Raw genomic sequence first — 17,475 nt, 5'->3', positions numbered from 1 at the left:
GAAAAGCGCGTTATGGAAAGGCTTAGCCACGGAAGAACTCCAGCATGGCGTCGCTGTTGACGCTGTAATTAAGGTTGCCGCAGTGGCCGCCGAGAGGGTAGACGGTCAGGCGATCGCCGAAGGTTTTACGCAGGAAACCGAGGTCGCCCGGGCCGAGAATCACGTCGTCGGCGTTGTGCATCACGGCGATCTTGCTGCTGCCTTTCAGGTAATCGGTCAGGGCATACAGACTGACCTGGTCGATCAGCTGCGCCACGCTGCCGCCGTCAGAGCGGGCACGCCACATGGGAATCAGTTGCTCGGTCATGTAGCAGTCGAAGTTGCACTGCAGGGCGCGCTTGAAGAATGGCGTCAGGCTAGTGCCGTCATCGATCGGGTAGTCGATCGGGGTGATCAGGCCGCGGCGATTGACCAGGTCCGAGGTAAAGGCGATATCCGAGGACGAGAAGCGGAACACCGCGCCGATCAGCATGGCCATCTGCTCGTCTGAGAGCTGCTCGCGCGACTGCTGGAAGTCATAGAGCATGGCGTCGTTGATATCCAGGTAGCCTTTGGCCTGGAAGTAGCGGGTCAGCTTTGCCAGCACCAGTTCATAGAAGGTGGTGCTGCTGTCGACCCCCTCGACCTGGGTCTGCACCAGGCGATCCAGGTTACTGATCGAGGTGTAGAGGTTGACCGGCGGGTTGAGCAGCAGCACGCGCTTGAAGTTGAAGCTGCGCCGCGTTTCGTCGAGCTCGCTGACGAAGGCAGCCTGCAGGCCGCCCAGGCTGTAACCGGTCAGGTGATATTCGCTGACTTTCAGCCGCGGGTGCTGAGCCCTGACCGCCTGCATGGCGCGGTACAGGTCTTCGGCATCTTCGCGGGTGATGCCCGGGGTGGCGAAGCGCGAGGCCGAGGTCATAAAGTCGTAGCTGGTGGGCGAAGACAGCTGCACCACGTGATAGCCCGCGCCATAGAACAGCTTTTTCAGGTATTCCGGCGTGCTGCTGCTGTAGTGCGCGCCAGTGCCGGCGATGATAAAGATCAAGGGTGCTTCGCCGCGCTGCTTGGCCAGGCGATAACCCATCTTGGTCACCGGCCAGAAGTTCTTCGGCAGTTCGAATTCGCGTTCGGGGCGCAGCCTGACCCGATAATCGTCCTGGTCGATATCGGCGTCGGCCGGCAGATTTGGGCGCAGTTCTACGGGGGTGGTGGCGAGTGTGGCTTCGAAGGGGTTGCTCAGGGGGTAGCCATAACTAGCTGCATCGATATCGGCTGCCAGGAGCTGGCCAGTAAAGGCCATTCCACTGAGCAAGGCGACCAAGCGGAAGAGGTGCGGCATGACAGGAGTTCTCGATTAGTAGACAAGCTGACGTAAGCTGGCGTCATTCGACCACAGAGTCGGCATAGAGTGCGTTTTTATTATTTATTTTCATATACCCCAGCCGGAGCAGGCCAGGGGGTGAGTGCGGCAGGGCTATGGCGGATAACCCGCCCGCGGCTCAGGCCAGGTGATGCAACCAGGCATGCCGGGGAATGGCGGGGGCAGGAGATGACGCGCTGTTCTTGCGGGCGGCCATCCTGGCCCACAGCTTCTCGTGGAAGTAGAAACCCACGGAATTGCACAGCGGTTCAATGGCGGCCACCAGGCCGCTGGCCGCAACGCTGCCGGTCAGCGCATAGGTCACCCCGAAGGCGATGCAGAAGTGCATCAAGGTAAAGGTCAGGGTCTTGAGCATGGCGCACCTCGATTAAGAATCGTTCTCTGTTGTTACGCAGCCTAGGCGCTCAGTAACTATTGATAAAGATTCTTGTTTGGATGCTGTCGATAGTTTTTATCGATCGATTTGGCCCTGGCTCACAAGTTGCCAGAGCCAGGACTCAAGGCGACGTCAGCTGGGTTGCGGTATTGGCCATATTGATGTCCTTGACCAGGCCTGAGGTGGCCTTGATCACCTCTCGGGCCACGCGGGTTTCCTGCTCGCTATGGGTCTGTGCCACCAGCACCATGTCACTGTGGCTAATGGCTTTATTTACCAGCTTGGCAAAGTGCCCGTGATGCTGGCCAGCGGCCGATGAGGCCCCGATCACGCTGCCCAGAAAACCGCCGATTGGCCGTGGGCAGCCTGCTGATTGCCATGAGCCTGGTACAGAGCGCCGCGTCTTCCTGCGCTGCAGGTCATTGCCCCGGCGCTCAAGAATGCTGTCTGCCGCGCTGATAGCGCTGATCGAAGTCGAAGTTGCCAGGGATCACCTTAGCCTGGCCAGGCTGAGCCCGGCGAGAGTCCGGCGGATACAAAAAAGCCTCGGTTTATACCGAGGCTTTGAATTTGGCTCCGCGACCAGGACTCGACAGCGAAGCTGAACGTGCTTTAGCACGGCCCCGAAGGGGTGAGCGCAGCGAATAACCTGGGACGTAGTCCCGGTGAGAGTCCGCAGGCAATAAAAAACCCAGCGGTTAGGCTGGGTTCTTAAGTTTGGCTCCGCGACCAGGACTCGAACCTGGGACCCAATGATTAACAGTCATTTGCTCTACCGACTGAGCTATCGCGGAATGACGGCGCGTATCCTACTGATTCGGAAAGGGAAGTCAAGTATTCAGGACTTCCCCTTGGCGGCTTAGAGCACCTGGGCGATGGCCTGGGTCACGGCCGGCAGATTGCGCTGGTTCAGCGCGGCGACGCAGATGCGCCCGGTGCCGACGGCGTAAATGCCGAACTCGCTTTTCAGGCGCTCGACCTGCTCGGTGGTCAGGCCCGAGTAGGAGAACATGCCGCGTTGCTGGGCGACGAAGCTGAAATCGCGTTTGCTGCTCAGGGCGGTCAGCTGTTCGACCATGCTCAGGCGCATGCTGCGAATGCGTTCGCGCATGCCGGCCAGTTCGTCTTCCCACAGGGCGCGCAACTCAGGGCTGTTGAGCACGCTGGCGACCACAGTGGCACCGTGGGTCGGCGGGTTGGAGTAGTTGGTGCGGATGACGCGCTTGACCTGCGAGAGCACGCGGCCGGCTTCTTCCCGGCTGGCGGTGACGATGGACAGGGCACCGACGCGTTCGCCGTACAGCGAGAACGACTTGGAGAAGGAACTGGAAACGAAGAACTGCAGGCCCGATTCGGCAAACAGGCGCACGGCAAAGGCGTCCTGTTCGATGCCGTCACCGAAGCCCTGGTAGGCGATATCCAGGAACGGCACGTGTTCACGCTCGCGCATTACCTCCAGCACGGCTTTCCAGTCGTCCAGCGACAGGTCGACGCCGGTCGGGTTGTGGCAGCAGGCGTGCAGCACGACGATGGAGCGGGCCGGCAGATTTCTCAGGTCTTCGAGCATGCCGGCACGGTTCACCCCGTGGCTGGCCGCGTCGTAGTAGCGGTAATGCTGCACCGGGAAACCGGCGGATTCGAACAGCGCGCGGTGGTTTTCCCAGCTTGGGTCGCTGATGGCCACTGCTGCGTTCGGTAGCAGGCGCTTGAGAAAGTCTGCGCCGGTTTTCAGTGCGCCGGTTCCGCCCACGGCCTGGGTGGTGATTACCCGACCAGCGGCGATCAGTTCGGAGTCGGCACCCAGCAACAGTGTCTGCACGGCGCTGTCATAGGCTGCAATGCCTTCGATCGGCAGATAGCCACGCGGTGCATGGGCTTCAATGCGGGCTTTTTCGGCTTCAGCGACGGCGCGCAACAGCGGAATTCGGCCTTCCTCGTTGTAGTAAACGCCGACGCCCAGGTTGACCTTGGTCGCACGGGTATCGGCGTTGAATGCTTCATTGAGGCCCAAGATGGGATCGCGCGGTGCCATTTCGACGGCAGAGAACAGACTCATGGAGGCGGCAGCTCTTGAAGAGGAGAGATGAGGGTCAGGCAACACCCTGCTACGACTGGGGCTAGGGGTTGCGTAAGTGGGCCGGTAGTATACCGAGCCATAACCTGTGCCGCGACAGCAGGCACACGCTTTTCACCGGTTTTGACGTAGGCTTTCAGGTCGCGTCACAGCCGCTTGTCGAGGTCCTTCATGTCCGAGTTCCAACTGGTCACCCGTTTTCAGCCCGCCGGCGATCAGCCGGAGGCAATCCGGCAGATGGTCGAGGGGCTCGAGGCGGGCTTGTCGCACCAGACCCTGCTCGGCGTAACCGGCTCCGGCAAGACCTTTTCCATCGCCAACGTGATCGCCCAGATCCAGCGTCCGACCCTGGTGCTGGCACCAAACAAGACCCTGGCCGCGCAGCTCTACGGCGAGTTCAAGAGCTTCTTCCCCAACAATGCGGTGGAGTATTTCGTTTCCTATTACGACTACTACCAGCCGGAAGCCTATGTGCCGTCCTCCGATACCTTTATCGAGAAGGACGCTTCGATCAACGACCATATCGAGCAGATGCGTCTGTCGGCGACCAAGGCGTTGCTGGAGCGGCCGGACGCGATCATCGTCACCACCGTGTCATGCATCTACGGTCTGGGCAGCCCCGAGTCGTACCTGAAGATGGTGCTGCACGTCGATCGCGGCGACAAAATGGACCAGCGCGCCTTGCTGCGCCGCCTGGCCGACCTGCAATACACCCGCAACGACATGGATTTTGCCCGCGCCACCTTCCGCGTGCGCGGCGATGTGATCGATATCTTCCCGGCCGAATCGGACCTGGAAGCCATTCGCATCGAGTTGTTCGATGATGAGGTGGAAAGCATCTCGGCCTTCGATCCGCTGACTGGCGAGGTGATCCGCAAATTGCCGCGCTTCACCTTCTACCCCAAGAGCCACTACGTCACCCCGCGCGAGGTGCTGCTGGAGGCGGTGGAGAAGATCAAGGTCGAGCTGGTCGAGCGCCTGGAATACCTGCGTAGCACCAACAAGCTGGTGGAAGCCCAGCGCCTGGAGCAACGCACCCGCTTCGATCTGGAGATGATTATCGAGCTGGGTTACTGCAACGGCATCGAAAACTACTCGCGCTACCTGTCCGGGCGAGGCCCAGGCGAGCCGCCACCGACCTTGTACGACTACCTGCCGGACGAGGCGCTGCTGGTGATCGACGAGTCCCACGTCTCCGTGCCGCAGGTCGGTGCGATGTACAAGGGCGACCGCTCGCGCAAGGAAACCCTGGTCGAATACGGCTTTCGCCTGCCGTCGGCGCTGGATAACCGGCCGATGCGCTTCGAGGAGTGGGAGGCGGCCAGCCCGCAGACCATCTTCGTTTCCGCCACGCCGGGCAATTACGAAGCCGAGCATGCCGGGCGGGTGATCGAGCAGGTGGTGCGGCCCACCGGCCTGGTCGACCCGCAGATCGAAGTGCGTCCGGCCCTGACCCAGGTCGACGACCTGCTCTCGGAAATCCACAAGCGCGTGGCCATCGAGGAGCGCGTGCTGGTCACCACCTTGACCAAGCGCATGGCCGAAGATCTGACCGATTACCTGGCCGATCACGGGGTCAAGGTGCGTTACCTGCACTCGGACATCGATACCGTGGAGCGGGTCGAGATTATCCGCGACCTGCGTATCGGTGCCTTCGACGTGCTGGTGGGCATCAACCTGCTGCGCGAAGGTCTGGATATGCCGGAAGTGTCGCTGGTGGCGATTCTCGATGCCGACAAGGAGGGTTTTCTGCGCAGCGAGCGCTCGCTGATCCAGACCATCGGCCGCGCCGCGCGTAACCTCAATGGTCGGGCGATTCTGTATGCCGACCGCATGACCGGTTCGATGGAACGTGCCATCGGCGAGACCGAGCGCCGCCGTAACAAGCAGATCGCCTTCAACTTAGCCAATGGCATCACCCCAAAAGGGGTGTTCAAGGACGTTCAGGACATCCTCGAAGGGGCCACGGTGCCGGGCTCGCGCAGCAAGAAGCGCAAGGGCATGGCCCAGGCCGCCGAAGAAAGCGCGCGTTACGAGAACGAGCTGCGCTCGCCGAGCGAGATCAGCAAGCGCATCCGTCAGCTGGAAGAGAAGATGTATCAACTGGCCCGCGATCTTGAGTTTGAAGCTGCGGCGCAGATGCGTGACGAGATTCAGAAGCTACGCGACCGGCTGTTGCAGGTATAGCTTGGTTACGTTGGGCTGGTTGTGGGAGGTTTTTCTCTTCCCTTGGTCCGCGTACTTAGCGGCGTCCGAAGATAATTAGCACCACGCCGCCCAGGGTGATGCCGCAGGCGAGCATGGCTACGAAGCTAAGATGTTCGTCCAGCAGCAGATAACCCAGTAGTAGAGCGACTACAGGGTTCACAAAAGCCAAAGTCGACACCAGGCTGGGGCGTACCTCGCGCAGCAGCCAGAAGTACGCGGGATATACGCCCAGGCTCACTGGCAGCACCAGATACGCTAGCCAGAGCCAAGCGTTGCTGCTTAGGCTGCGCAGGTCCAGCGCCTGCCAGTCGCCGTGCCACAGGCCAAACAGTGCCAGCAGCAACGCCCCAATCAGCATTTGCAAGCTCAGACCCAGCCAGCTCGAGCGAAATGGCGGACGCTGCCGCAGCAGCCAAGCACCTCCGGCCCAGAGCAGCGTTGCGCTGACCACCAGCACGCCAGCGAACCATTGTTCGCCTGAGGCCGCCTGGCCCAGGCCGTTGTTCATCAGCAAGACAATGCCGCCGCAGGCCAGCGCCAGGCCGCAGAGCACCCACAGGGGTGGCCGCTCTCCGAGCAGCCATTCCAACGCCACGCTCCACAACGGCAGAGTGGTGTAGAGCATCGCGAGCATGCCGGTTGGCAAATACTGATTGGCGTAGATTAGTGCGCCCTGGCCGACTGTAATCAGGGTTAAACCGCCCAGTAACACGCCCCCCGGTCACTGCGCTGAATACGCAGCTGGCCGCTGAGAACCACCCACCTCAGGGCTAATAAGCCGGCAAAGGAGAAGCGCAGGCTGCCGATGACGAACGGCGGCAGCTCCAGCAAGAGGAAGTGGTTGGCCAGGTAGGTTGTACCCCAGCCCAGGTAAATAACGCCGAACGCGATGATTAGCAGCAGTGTGCGGGTACGTGGGGCGAAGGTGGACATGGGGGCCTGAAGCGACAACGCGCCAGAGGCTGGCGCGGGCAGGGTTAGTGCGCCGCTGTGCCAGTGGCACCTGCAGGCAGCTTTCTGGTTAGCAGCACCGCAATCATGCTGATGCCAAGGGCGATGCCGATGCAATGGAAGGCGTCATTGTAGGCCATGATCGCCGCCTGCTGATGGGTGATTTCGCTGAGTTTGGCCAGGGCGGCCGTCTCGCTGCCGAGTTTTTCTGTCAGCAGAGTCAGACGTTCGGCAACCTGCGGGTTGCTCGGTACCAGGGCTTCGCGCAAATAGTCGAAATACACTTTGGCCCGGCTGTCGAGCAGGGTGGCGAGTAGGGCGATGCCGATGGCTCCGCCGAGGTTGCGCAGAATGTTGAATAGGCTGGAGGCCGAGCCAGCATCCTGCGGCATGACGTAGGCGGTGGCGATCAATGAAATGGTCACCATCACCAAGGGTTGACCGAGTGCGCGAATAATCTGGATATGGTTGAACTGCTCGCCGGCAAAGTCCGGGTTGAGCACACCGGAGAGGAAGCTGGCCCCACCGAACAGGCCAAAGCCAATGGCGCAGAGCCACTTCGGTGAGATTTTTTTCATCATTAACGGTACCAAGGGAATGAGGAACAGCTGCGGTACGCCCATCCACATAATCACTTCGCCGATCTGCAGGGCGTTGTAGCCCTGAATTTGTGCCAGATACAACGGCAGCACATAGATTGAGCCATACAAACCCATGCCCAAGCCGACGCTGGAGATACTCGACAGTCCAAAGTTGCGCTCGCGCAGCACGCCGAGATTGATCAGTGGGTTGGGGCGTGACACCTGCAGAATGACAAATAGCACCAGGCTGATCGCGGCAATGCTGCCCAGGCCACTGATCAGGTTCGACTCCAGCCAGTCCTTGCGATGGCCTTCCTCTAGAAATACCTGCAGGCAGCCGAGCCCCAGACCGAGGGTGAGAATGCCGGCGTAGTCAGTGCTTTTCAGCATGTCCCAATTTGGCGCTTTCTTTTCCAGGCCATAGAGCAGCCCGGCAATCATCAGCAAGCCCGGTGGCACGTTGATGTAGAAAATGTATTCCCAGCCGAAACTCTCTGTCAGCCAGCCACCGAGCGTAGGGCCGATTGACGGCGCGAAGGTCGCGGTCAGGGCAAATAGCGCCATGCCTTTGGCGCGGTGATGCTCAGGTAATTTGATCAGCGTCAGGGTGAACGCCAGTGGGATCAGCGCGCCGCCGGTAAAGCCCTGCATGGCGCGGAATACGATCATGCTCTCCAGGCTCCAGGCCAGGGAGCAGAGCAGTGAGGAAAACAGAAAACCGATGGACACCCACACGGCCAGGCGCCGTGCCGAGAGCAACTGCACCAGCCAGGCGGTGAGCGGGATCATGATGATCTCCGCGACCAGGTAGGAGGTGGAAATCCACGAGCCTTCCTCCAGGGTGGCCGATAGCGCACCCTGGATGTCCTTGAGTGAGGAGTTGGTGATCTGGATATCCAGTACCGCCATAAAGGCACCGAGCATGGCGCTCATCACCGCGATCCAGTCACGCCGGCTCGGTTCACCCGTTGGGCGGATCAGCGAATCACCTGTCATGTTATGGCTCTGACCGCAGGTCGACCTTGACCTCGACCGACATGCCCGGACGAATCAGACCTTTGAGTGGATTATCCACAGCGAAGGTCAGTTTCACCGGGATGCGCTGCACTACCTTGGTGAAGTTGCCGGTGGCGTTGTCCGGCGGCAGCAGGCTGAACTGAGCGCCGGAGGCGGCAAACAGGCTTTCAACGTGCGCCTCAATCGGTGTGTCGGGGAAGCTGTCGAAAGTCAGCTCAGCGCTCTGTCCAGGGCGCATGTGGCCGATCTGGGTTTCTTTGAAGTTGGCTTGGATCCAGATGTCCTGGTCCGGCACCAGTGACAACAGATAGGCACCCGTCTGAACAACTTGGCCGTTGCGGGCCGCACGCTGACCGATAAAGCCGCTGATGGGTGCATGGATTTGCGTGCGGGTAAGGTTCAGTTCGGCCTGTGCCAAGTCGCTGCGGGCGCTTGCGATTTGCGCCTCCAGGCGTTTGATCTCGGCGTTAAGGGTGTTGATTTGTTGGCGCTGGGCTTGCAGGTCAGCCTGCGCTTTGCTCACTTGTGAGCTGGCGATACGGCTGTCTGCGGTCAAGGTAGTGACCCGCTCCGCGGAGATAAATCCAGGCTTCTGCAGGGTTTTCGCGCGCGATAGATCGATTTGGGTGCGGCCCAGAGTGGCTTCGCTTGCCGAGACATCCGCTTGGCTGGCGGCTATCAGGCTGGCTTGTTGCTCCAGCGTGCTGCGCGCCTGGCTCAATTCCGCTTCCCGGGTGGCCAGGGTTGCCTCGGCGCGTTGCTTGGCCAGCTCGAAGTCAGCGCTTTCTAGCACCAGTAGCAATTCGCCTTGTTCGACGTGTTGGTTGTCCTGCACCAACACTTTGTCGATGCGTGCGCCTAGCTGGCTGGACACGCGGGTAATTTCGCCCTGTACGTAAGCGTTGTCGGTGCTTTCCAAGTAGCGGCCGATCAGCAGCCAGTGGCCGAAGAAGGCGGCGATGATCAAGCCGAGGATGGTCAGGAAGACAAATAGACGGCGTTGCAGTTGGGCGGGCATGGCAGGTGCTCGAAGGTCGGGCAAAAATTGTAAGTGAATCTAACAGTGTTCCTTTCGCGCCTGTAGTCACTAGAATTCATAAACTTTGTTGCTTATAGGGAACAATAATGGGGCTGGATGATGCGCTGATCTTCACTCGCGTGGTCGAGTGCCACAGTTTTACCCAGGCGGCGCAGGGCCTGGGCATGCAAAAGTCGACAGTCAGCCGGCGCATTGCCCTGCTTGAAGAGCGGTTAGGCGTGCGCCTGCTCAATCGCACCACGCGCAAGCTGCGCCTGACCGAAGTGGGGCAGGCCTATTACGAGCGCTGCCGGCAGATCATGCTCGACTTCGCCGAGGCCGAGCAGGCGGTGATGCAATTGCAGCTGGCTCCCGCCGGTCTGTTGCGCATCAGTGCGCCAATCGAATTTGGCCAGCTGTTTCTCGGGCGGGTGCTGGGTGAATTTATGCGTCAGTACCCGCAGATCACGGCCGAGGTGGAGCTGACCTCGCGGCGCGTTGACCCGGTCGAGGAGGGTGTGGATATCGTCATCCTGGTCGGTCAGCCGCAGGACTCCACCCTGATCGCGCGCAAGGTCTATGAGACCAGTCGGTGCCTGTATGCCAGCCCCGACTACCTGGCTCGGCACGGTACGCCGCAGGCCGTTGCCGAGCTGGCCGGGCATCGTGCGGTCGTGCTGCCGAATGATTCGACGCGTTACTGGCCGCTGGAGGGGGAGAGCATTGCCTGCCAGGGCGTGCTGTCGTGCAACAACATCACCTTTGCCCGCGAGGTGGCCATGGCAGGTGCCGGGATTGCCGGCTTGCCGATCATGATCTGCGAGGCGGCGGTGCAGGCCGGGCAGCTGGTCGCGTTGCTACCCGAGGCGCGCCTGCCGGTAGGCGAGCTGTATGCGGTCTACCCGTCACGGCGCTTCCAGGCCATGAAGGTGAAAACCTTTCTCGACTTTCTGATTCACAGTCTGCCGTTGTCAGCTGGTCGGCTGCTGGAGCCGCCCATGGCTGGCCTGTTAACATCGGCGACTTAATCCGCGTTCACTGCAACTCTTCGAGACTTTCCATGACCACCGTCCGCACCCGTATTGCGCCGTCGCCCACTGGTGATCCGCACGTAGGCACCGCCTATATCGCCCTGTTCAATCTGTGCTTCGCGCGTCAGCACGGTGGTGAATTTATCCTGCGTATCGAGGATACCGACCAGCTGCGCTCGACCCGTGAGTCGGAACAGCAGATCTACGACGCCCTGCGCTGGCTGGGTATCGAGTGGAGCGAAGGCCCGGATGTCGGCGGCCCGCACGGCCCCTATCGGCAGAGCGAGCGTGGGCATATCTACCAGAAGTACAGCGCCGAGCTGGTGGACAAGGGCCATGCCTTCCACTGTTTCTGCAGCGCCGAGCGCCTGGACAAGCTGCGCGCCGAACAGATGGAAGCCAAGCAGACGCCGCGTTACGACGGCCACTGCATGCACCTGCCCGCCGCCGAGGTGCAGCAGCGCCTGGCCGCCGGCGAGCCCAACGTAGTGCGCATGAAGGTGCCGACCGAAGGCGTGTGCGTGGTGCCGGATATGCTCCGTGGCGAAGTCGAGATCCCCTGGGATCGCATGGACATGCAGGTGCTGATGAAGACCGATGGCCTGCCCACCTACTTCCTGGCCAACGTGGTCGACGACCATCTGATGGGTATCACCCATGTGCTGCGCGGCGAAGAGTGGCTACCGTCGGCACCCAAACTGATCCTGCTCTATGAATACTTCGGCTGGGACAAGCCACAGCTGTGCTATATGCCGCTGTTGCGCAATCCGGACAAGAGCAAGCTGTCCAAGCGCAAGAACCCCACCAGCATCACCTTCTACGAGCGTATGGGTTACCTCCCCCAGGCGATGCTCAACTACCTGGGCCGCATGGGCTGGTCGATGCCGGACGAGCGCGAGAAGTTCAGCCTCGACGAGATGGTCGAACACTTCGATATCAACCGGGTTTCCCTCGGCGGGCCGATCTTCGACCTAGAGAAGCTGTCCTGGCTCAACGGCCAGTGGATGCGTGAGCTGAGCGTCGAAGAGTTCGCTGCCGGTGCGCAGAAGTGGGCGTTCAATTCCGACTACCTGATGCAGATCGCGCCCCATGTGCAGGGCAGGGTGGAAACCTTCAGCCAGATCGCGCCGCTGGCCAGTTTCTTCTTCGCCGGTGGCGTCAGCCCCGATGCCAAGCTGTTCGAGAGCAAGAAGCTGTCGGCCGATCAGGTGCGTCAGCTGATGCAACTGATTCTGTGGAAGCTGGAAAGCCTGCGGCAGTGGGAAAAAGACAAGATCACGGGCTGCATCCAGGCCGTGGTCGAGCATCTGGAGCTGAAGCTGCGTGATGCCATGCCGCTGATGTTCGCTGCCGTTACCGGCCAGGCCAGCTCGGTGTCGGTGCTCGATGCCATGGAAATTATCGGCCCGGACCTGACCCGCTTCCGCTTGCGCCAGGCTATCGAGCTGCTCGGTGGCGTGTCGAAGAAGGAAAACAAGGAGTGGGAAAAGCTGCTGGCAGCCATTGGCTAAGCAGCTGAATGCCCCGTCCGGCCGTCGTTTTGGCGCGCCTGGATGGGGTAAGTGGTTGTTCTGTCAGCATAAAGAATGCATGTATAGGTAAAAATAATGTTGACAGATGTGGGGCGCGCTCTTAACATGCGCCCCGTCCTTGAGATGGGGCTATAGCTCAGCTGGGAGAGCGCTTGCATGGCATGCAAGAGGTCGACGGTTCGATCCCGTCTAGCTCCACCATCTTCAAAGCCGAAAGGCTTGCCACAATCAGCTCTCGTAGCTGGTTGCGTTGTAGAAGGGTTACGTCCCCTTCGTCTAGTGGCCTAGGACACCGCCCTTTCACGGCGGTAACAGGGGTTCGAGTCCCCTAGGGGACGCCAGTATCAAAAAGCAGTGCCGGTTTGGGCTGTGAGCCGAGAGGCGATAAATCTGGGGGTATAGCTCAGCTGGGAGAGCGCTTGCATGGCATGCAAGAGGTCAACGGTTCGATCCCGTTTATCTCCACCAATTTTGCAGTAGTAATCACTGCCACGGGGCCAGCGTAAAGCTGGCCTTGTTCTTCGAAGGTTTCGTCCCCTTCGTCTAGTGGCCTAGGACACCGCCCTTTCACGGCGGTAACAGGGGTTCGAGTCCCCTAGGGGACGCCATTTTTGCCCGCTCTGCGGGATTTTGAAGGGTCATTCTTTATGGAATGGCCCTTTTGTTTTTATGGCCTGCCATCCCTGGCGGCCACCCTGCGGGCCGTTGCTGCGCAACGTTAAAAATCGCTCCCGACGATTTTTTATGGCCTGCCATCCTTGGCGGCCACTCTGCAGGCCGTTGCTGCGCAGCGTTAAGAATTGCTCCAGGCAATTTCGCCTCCCTCCCGAGAGTTTTTCCTGTCGCCCGATCAGTGGTCGCATTCAGCGCTTGCTATAAATTATTACGAGCATAATATTACGAGCGTAATAATTGTGGAGGCGAGCATGAGCGACAAGAAAGCGCAAACCCGTGAACGCATTCTGGCCGCGGCCAGTACCGCACTGCTGCAGCGCGGTCCGGTTGAACCCAGTGTCGGTGAAGTGATGGGCGCAGCTGGCCTGACCGTCGGCGGTTTCTATGCCCATTTCGAGAGCAAGGACGCGCTGATGCTGGAGGTCTTCCAGCAGATGCTTTGTCAGCGCCGCGAGTTGCTCGGGGCGTTGGATCAGGAGCTGCCGGCGGACCAGCGGCGGGTTCTGGCGGCCGCCTTCTATCTGTCGCGCAAGCACCGCGATGCCGGCGATCAGGGCTGTCCCTTACCCAGTTCGCTGGGGGAGTTGACCCGTTTGCCCGAGGGGTTTCGCCAGGCGTTGGCGCAGCATCTGGAACTGATGACGGCGCAGTTGGCGGGCAGCCCCGAGGAGACCGACAAGGTGCTGGCCGATATCGCTTTGATGGTTGGGGGGCTGGCGCTGGCGCGGGCGCTGGGTCCCTGTGAGTTGTCTGACCGCGTCTTGCGCGCCGCCAAGTCGGCAATCCTGTGAGGAGAATGGCAATGAACAGCATCAGCTGGATTCGTGGTTTCAATGCGTCTGTAGGTCTGCTGGCCCCCCATGCGTTGGCCAGTAGGTTGCGTCGTGAGTTTATAACCCCGCGTGAGTCGTTGCCGCGGGATTGGGAATTGCCGCTGCTGAGTCGGGCCGAGCGCATCACCCTGCGTTTCGGTCTGTCGGCCTTGCGCTGGGGCAGTGGCCCGACCGTACTGCTGATGCATGGCTGGGAAGGGCGGCCAACCCAGTTCGCCGGCTTGATCGGCGCGCTGGTCGAGGCCGGCTATGGCGTGGTGGCGCTGGATGGGCCGGCCCACGGTCGTTCGCCTGGGCAGGAGGCCACCGTGGTGCAGTTTGCCCATGCGCTGCTGGAGGCGGCCAACGAGTTGCCGCCGCTGAAGGCGGTGATCGGCCACTCCATGGGTGGGGCCAGCATGCTGCTGGCCACTCAGATGGGCTTGCGCGCCGAAGCGCTGGTAAGCATTGCCGCGCCGAGCCGGATTCTCGCCGTGCTGCGCCGTTTCGCCCGTTATATGGGTTTGCCGGCGCAGGCCGGGGCGCATTTCGTGCGCCTGGTCGAGGAGAAGGCCGGTATGCCTGCGGGCAAGCTGGATGTTAGGCAATACCAGCTGGATATCCCGGGCCTGATCGTGCACGCCGCGGATGACCCGGTGGTGCCTTTCGACGAGGCCGAGGCCATTCACCAGGCCTGGTTCGACAGTCGTCTACTGCGTCTGGAGGCGGGTGGCCACCAGCGGGTGCTGGCAGATCCGCGTCTGCACGAGGCGGTGGTGCAGTTGCTGGGTGCTGCCCGTCATACCTCGTCGAGCGCGCTGGCTTCGTAGCACTCCACCCGGTTGCGCCCGGCGGCCTTGGCGCGATACAGGGCCTGGTCGGCGCGGCGCAGCAGTTGTTCGCTGTTGCTGTCGGCTTGCGGTACCAGCGCGCAGACGCCGATGCTCAGGCTCAGTGCGATATTGGTACCCTCATGCGGGCAGGGATGGCTGGCCAGGTCGGCGCGCAGCTGTTCGGCCAGTTCGGCCGCGCCAGCTAGGTCGGTGTCGCTCAATATCGCGGCAAACTCTTCGCCGCCGAAGCGCGCCAGCAGGTCGTTGTTGCGCATGCGCTGCTGCATGCGCTGGGCGGCGTGGTGCAGGCAGGCATCGCCGGCCAGGTGGCCGTGCTCGTCGTTGACCCGCTTGAAGTAGTCCAGGTCCATCATCAGGATTGCCATCGGTTGGTGTGAGCGCTTGGCCTGGGCCAGTGTTCGCGCCAGTTCTTCGTTGAGCACCTGGCGGTTGTACAGGCCGGTTAGGCTGTCATGGCGGCTGAGTTCGGCCAGGCGGCGGTTGGCCGCGGAAAGCTCCTGCATGGCCTGCTGCAGTGAGGCGGTGCGTTGTTCTACGCGCAGTTCCAGTCCCTCGCTGATCTGTTTTTGCAGGTCGAGACTTTTCGCCTGTTCCGCGCACAGCTGCTGCTCATGGCTGAGCAGTCGGGCCTGGGCCAGTCGTTCGGCCTGCTGGGCCTGGCGGATGCGCGTGCCCAGGGCGATGGAAAAGATCACCAGTTCGAGCAGGCCGCCGATCTGCTGGGCGTGCAGGGTCAGCAGGGAGTTGGCGATCACCCCCGTGCCGCTGAGGATACTGAACAGGCTGGCGCAGATCAGCATGGACCAGCCCAGGGCAAACAGCTTGGCCGGCTGGTAGCCGGCACGCCAGCGCAGCAGGGTGAAGGCGAAAGCCATTAGCGCGCAGATCACCAACAGAACGAAGCTGGCCATCAGTGCCACGCTGTAGGGAGCGGCCAGTGCCAGGACAATGACTGCCAGGCTGCCGGCCAGCAGGGCCTGAGTGATGCGGGTATAGGGTGCGGGACAATTCTTGAGGTCGAGCACGCCGTAGGTAAAGAGAATGCCGAACAGGGTGGCGAGCGCGGAACTGAACGGAAAGCTCAGCTGTTGCCACCACAGGGCCTGAGGCCATAGCCACTGGAAGGCAAAGCCCAGTTGAATAAACTGATAGAGGCTGAAGCTGGCGACAAACAGGCTGTACCAGAGGTAGTTGCGGTCGCGGGTGATGACGAAGATCGACAGGTTGTAGATCAGCATCACCAGCAAGGCCCCGAAGAACAGGCCCTGCAGCAGCAACATCGACTGCTCGTGGTGGTTGAAGGCGGAGGCCGTCATCAGGCTGGCGCTGAGGTTGGCCGAGCCCTCGGTCTGCATGCGTAGGAACAGTTCGCGCTGCTCGCCAGCGGCCAGGCGCAGGGGCAGCACGAACTGGCGATGTTCGACCCAGCGTTGCTGGAAGGGCCGCTGATCGCCGGCCTGGTACAGCCGTTCGCCATCCAGGCCGTAAGCATCCAGGTAGTCCAGCAAGGGGTTGCCGATCAGCAATACCCAGTCCATGGCCTGTGTTTCGGGGTTGTGCAGCTTCAGGCGCAGCCAGTAGGTCTGGCCGCCATAGCCGAAGCTGGCATCACGCCTGGCCACCGCCTGCCAGGCCGAATCGGGCAGGCTGCGTACGGTGGCTATCTGCGCCTGACCTTCGGGGTCCTGCCAGACCTGCATAAAGGGGGCCGGCAATACGGGCTGTTCACTGGCCGGCAAGGACAGCAAAGCCGTGTGGCCCGTCAGGGGCAGTAACAGCAGTAGGCACAGACGGAGCAGGGCGATCAAATGCAAGTTACTCGCTGTGGTGGGGGCGGGGTGTTCGGCAAGGACGTATTATGTTGCTCCCTTGTACCGTGCCGATAGCTTAGTGCCAGTGTGCGTGCTGGCGTATGCCCTGTGTCAAGTTAACTGGCTGTTGATCGCAATCGCTGGCTAACGGCTTTTGCGGGGCTCGCGACGGTCTGAGTGCGCTGTTTTAATTGGTCAGCCCCTGGGCTGGCGCAACCCGCGTCTTGAGCGCAAACATGGAGCCATAGCCATGAGTTGGGATCTCGCCAACCCGTTTGTTATCGATATCGAGGTCGTTGATGAGGACATCGACGGTCTCGGTCATGCCAATAATGCGGTCTATGTCAGCTGGCTGGAGCGCTGCGCCTGGCGGCATTCGCAATATCTGGGGCTGGACCTGGCCGAGTATCGGCGTCTCGATCGGGCCATGGCGGTGCTGCGTCATGAGATCGATTACCTGGCCAGCGCCTATGCAGGCCAGGCGCTGCAGATGGCCACCTGGATCGTCGAGTCCGACCAGCGTCTGAAGATGGACCGGCGCTTTCAGCTGCTGCGTCCGGAGGATGGCACCACTCTGCTGCGGGCCAAGACCACCTTCGTCTGCATCGAGCTGTCCAGCGGCAAGCCCAAGCGTATGCCGGCGGAGTTCGTTGAGGGGTACGGGCAGGCCCTGCAGCCGCCGTTTCCGCTGGAGCTGTAATGGTTGAGGTCAGTCCAGCTGTGGGGCGAAGAACAGGGCGTCGTTATCGAACATGAGTCGGTAGTGCCGAGTCTCGCCGGGTTCGAGCAGCACCGACTGGCCGCTGGCCAGGCCGCCGGCATTGCAGTCGTCGGCGGTCAGCAGCTCGGCCCTGAGGTAGAGGGTGCCTGGGGTGACCTCCAGCTTGGTGGATTCGCCGGCCGGTAGTTGTGCCACCTGCTTTTCCTCCAGCAGCAAGTCCACCTTGCAGCTGGCGGGGACCTTGGCGTCACGGCTGATAATCAGCTGGGCAGGCTTCTTTTGGCGCGCCTGCGCCTCGCTTTCGGTCGGTTCGGCGGCATGGCTCAGGCCTATGCCGAGGAAGAGGCTGCCAAGCAGTATCAGGTGACGCATCGTGTTCTCCAAGGTGTTTGAGGCTCTTCGAAATGGACTCCCTGAGTGCTGCGGTGTTCCATCCGGTTTATCTGGAGCC

At 61.3% G+C, this 17,475-nt stretch carries 16 protein-coding genes and 5 tRNA genes; 10 read left to right on the top strand and 11 right to left on the bottom strand.

The genetic code is table 11. From position 1 onward, the window contains the following. Nucleotides 1-22: 22 nt before the first annotated feature. The 5 genes from WMW70_RS13205 to WMW70_RS13185 all read right to left on the bottom strand — a co-directional run bounded on the left by WMW70_RS13205 (nt 23) and on the right by WMW70_RS13185 (nt 3,795). A complete protein-coding gene (locus tag WMW70_RS13205; RefSeq protein WP_341437955.1) occupies nt 23-1,321 on the bottom strand; it encodes a serine/threonine protein kinase in 1,299 nt (432 codons plus the stop codon). Between the two features lie 160 nt (nt 1,322-1,481). Beyond that, entirely contained in the window at nt 1,482-1,718 is a 237-nt protein-coding gene (locus WMW70_RS13200; RefSeq protein WP_341437954.1) for a DUF2061 domain-containing protein, read from the bottom strand. Between the two features lie 142 nt (nt 1,719-1,860). Next, nucleotides 1,861-2,070, bottom strand: a complete 210-nt coding sequence (locus WMW70_RS13195) for a hypothetical protein (protein WP_341437953.1) — start codon at nt 2,068-2,070, stop codon at nt 1,861-1,863. A 387-nt stretch (nt 2,071-2,457) separates the two neighbouring features. Next, nucleotides 2,458-2,533 (bottom strand) — tRNA-Asn (locus WMW70_RS13190). A 65-nt stretch (nt 2,534-2,598) separates the two neighbouring features. Continuing rightward, nucleotides 2,599-3,795, bottom strand: a complete 1,197-nt coding sequence (locus WMW70_RS13185) for an amino acid aminotransferase (protein WP_341437952.1) — start codon at nt 3,793-3,795, stop codon at nt 2,599-2,601. Nucleotides 3,796-3,984: 189 nt separating this feature from the next. Here WMW70_RS13185 and uvrB point away from each other — a divergent pair, with 189 nt between their 5' ends. After that, nucleotides 3,985-6,000 (top strand): excinuclease ABC subunit UvrB, encoded by a 2,016-nt coding sequence (uvrB, locus tag WMW70_RS13180; protein WP_341437951.1) that lies wholly within the window; start codon nt 3,985-3,987, stop codon nt 5,998-6,000. 55 nt (nt 6,001-6,055) lie between these two features. On the opposite strand, the gene WMW70_RS13175 is transcribed toward uvrB, so the two are convergent. From WMW70_RS13175 to WMW70_RS13160, 4 genes are all read right to left on the bottom strand, one after another. Then, the gene (locus WMW70_RS13175) at nt 6,056-6,733 is read right to left on the bottom strand and encodes a DMT family transporter (RefSeq protein WP_341437950.1); all 678 of its coding nucleotides are present in this window, start codon (nt 6,731-6,733) and stop codon (nt 6,056-6,058) included. After that, entirely contained in the window at nt 6,715-6,954 is a 240-nt protein-coding gene (locus tag WMW70_RS13170; protein ID WP_341437949.1) for a hypothetical protein, read from the bottom strand. Before WMW70_RS13170 ends, WMW70_RS13175 begins: the two co-directional genes overlap by 19 nt. A 44-nt stretch (nt 6,955-6,998) precedes the next feature. After that, nucleotides 6,999-8,489, bottom strand: coding sequence for an MDR family MFS transporter (locus WMW70_RS13165; protein WP_341438052.1), 1,491 nt, complete (start codon nt 8,487-8,489; stop codon nt 6,999-7,001). Between the two features lie 61 nt (nt 8,490-8,550). After that, nucleotides 8,551-9,588 (bottom strand): HlyD family secretion protein, encoded by a 1,038-nt coding sequence (locus tag WMW70_RS13160; RefSeq protein WP_341437948.1) that lies wholly within the window; start codon nt 9,586-9,588, stop codon nt 8,551-8,553. A gap of 107 nt (nt 9,589-9,695) precedes the next feature. Between WMW70_RS13160 and WMW70_RS13155 the strand changes: the two genes are divergently transcribed. The 8 genes from WMW70_RS13155 to WMW70_RS13120 all read left to right on the top strand — a co-directional run bounded on the left by WMW70_RS13155 (nt 9,696) and on the right by WMW70_RS13120 (nt 14,468). Next, nucleotides 9,696-10,616, top strand: coding sequence for a LysR family transcriptional regulator (locus WMW70_RS13155; protein WP_341437947.1), 921 nt, complete (start codon nt 9,696-9,698; stop codon nt 10,614-10,616). A 32-nt stretch (nt 10,617-10,648) separates the two neighbouring features. Beyond that, nucleotides 10,649-12,130 carry a glutamate--tRNA ligase gene (gene gltX, locus WMW70_RS13150; protein WP_341437946.1) on the top strand — a complete coding sequence of 494 codons (1,482 nt, stop codon included), beginning with the start codon at nt 10,649-10,651 and terminating at the stop codon, nt 12,128-12,130. 146 nt (nt 12,131-12,276) lie between these two features. Further along, nucleotides 12,277-12,352: transfer RNA gene (locus WMW70_RS13145), tRNA-Ala, on the top strand. A gap of 64 nt (nt 12,353-12,416) precedes the next feature. Next, nucleotides 12,417-12,492, top strand: a tRNA-Glu gene (locus WMW70_RS13140). A gap of 51 nt (nt 12,493-12,543) precedes the next feature. Next, a tRNA-Ala gene (locus WMW70_RS13135) sits at nt 12,544-12,619 on the top strand. A 64-nt stretch (nt 12,620-12,683) separates the two neighbouring features. Then, nucleotides 12,684-12,759 (top strand) — tRNA-Glu (locus WMW70_RS13130). Nucleotides 12,760-13,077: 318 nt separating this feature from the next. Beyond that, nucleotides 13,078-13,617 (top strand): TetR/AcrR family transcriptional regulator, encoded by a 540-nt coding sequence (locus WMW70_RS13125; protein WP_341437945.1) that lies wholly within the window; start codon nt 13,078-13,080, stop codon nt 13,615-13,617. An 11-nt stretch (nt 13,618-13,628) separates the two neighbouring features. After that, complete coding sequence (locus WMW70_RS13120) at nt 13,629-14,468, top strand: alpha/beta fold hydrolase (protein WP_341437944.1); 840 nt, start codon at nt 13,629-13,631, stop codon at nt 14,466-14,468. Here the strand turns inward: WMW70_RS13120 and WMW70_RS13115 are convergent. Next, nucleotides 14,438-16,300, bottom strand: coding sequence for a sensor domain-containing diguanylate cyclase (locus WMW70_RS13115; RefSeq protein WP_341437943.1), 1,863 nt, complete (start codon nt 16,298-16,300; stop codon nt 14,438-14,440). The two genes, WMW70_RS13120 and WMW70_RS13115, sit on opposite strands and share 31 nt — an antisense overlap. Before the next feature lie 253 nt (nt 16,301-16,553). Between WMW70_RS13115 and WMW70_RS13110 the strand changes: the two genes are divergently transcribed. After that, on the top strand, nt 16,554-17,003 hold the full coding sequence (locus WMW70_RS13110) for an acyl-CoA thioesterase (protein ID WP_341437942.1): 450 nt from the start codon (nt 16,554-16,556) through the stop codon (nt 17,001-17,003). 9 nt (nt 17,004-17,012) lie between these two features. On the opposite strand, the gene WMW70_RS13105 is transcribed toward WMW70_RS13110, so the two are convergent. Next, entirely contained in the window at nt 17,013-17,396 is a 384-nt protein-coding gene (locus WMW70_RS13105; RefSeq protein WP_341437941.1) for a hypothetical protein, read from the bottom strand. Nucleotides 17,397-17,475 lie beyond the last annotated feature (79 nt).

It is taken from the genome of Pseudomonas sp. XK-1, assembly GCF_038069885.1.
Lineage (GTDB): Bacteria > Pseudomonadota > Gammaproteobacteria > Pseudomonadales > Pseudomonadaceae > Aquipseudomonas.
Note: the sequence above shows the minus strand (reverse complement) of the source record. Positions and strands in the feature narration are given on the sequence as shown.